Genomic DNA, 605 nt, shown 5'->3' with positions numbered 1-605 from the left:
AATAAAATTAAAATACGGAATTAGAATTTTAACGAAATAAAAATGACTTTAAACAATAAGATATTACTCAACAAATTTCTTTTACCTTCAATATTGTTGATTATTCTAATAATCTATGTTTTAAGTCAAAACTCTTTAGGGTTCGGATTTATCATTTATTACCTAATCTTATGGTCAATAGTATCTCTATTCATTATTTATAAATCGAAAAATCATTTGATTGAATATAATACTAAACGGAATCAATTAAAAGTTAAGTATTACGTTGGAATAAATAAAACTGCTGAAAAGATTATCCAAGTTGATAAAATAGTAAGCAACAAATTAGATACGAGAATATTCGATTTCGGATTTGATGTATTATCAATAAAATATGTAGATGAACAAGATTTGTATGACCTTTTGGAATTAAGAGTTAGCAAAAAAGAAGATTGGATTGATATTTTATCTTCAATCAAGAACTCAACCGAAATAAATAAGCCAGCGGAATAAAAACTACTGGCAACACCGTGTATAATTAATGGCTGGTTCTCGCCTACTTACGAAAATCCTCGCGGATTTTCTATTCAGTTTTTATTTACTAAATTCCGTGCTTAGAACACGCC

Annotated in this window: 1 protein-coding gene; it reads left to right on the top strand. The window is 27.3% G+C overall.

The features are described 5' to 3' along the window. Positions 1-216: 216 nt before the first annotated feature. Positions 217-492, top strand: a complete 276-nt coding sequence (locus ESY88_RS20760) for a hypothetical protein (RefSeq protein ID WP_147088615.1) — start codon at positions 217-219, stop codon at positions 490-492. The last annotated feature ends 113 nt before the right edge of the window (positions 493-605 follow it).

The sequence above is a fragment of the Subsaximicrobium wynnwilliamsii genome (genome assembly GCF_007997225.1).
Taxonomy (GTDB): domain Bacteria; phylum Bacteroidota; class Bacteroidia; order Flavobacteriales; family Flavobacteriaceae; genus Psychroserpens; species Psychroserpens wynnwilliamsii.
The sequence above is the reverse complement of the archived record's forward strand: the minus strand, read 5'-3'. Positions and strand labels throughout refer to the sequence as shown.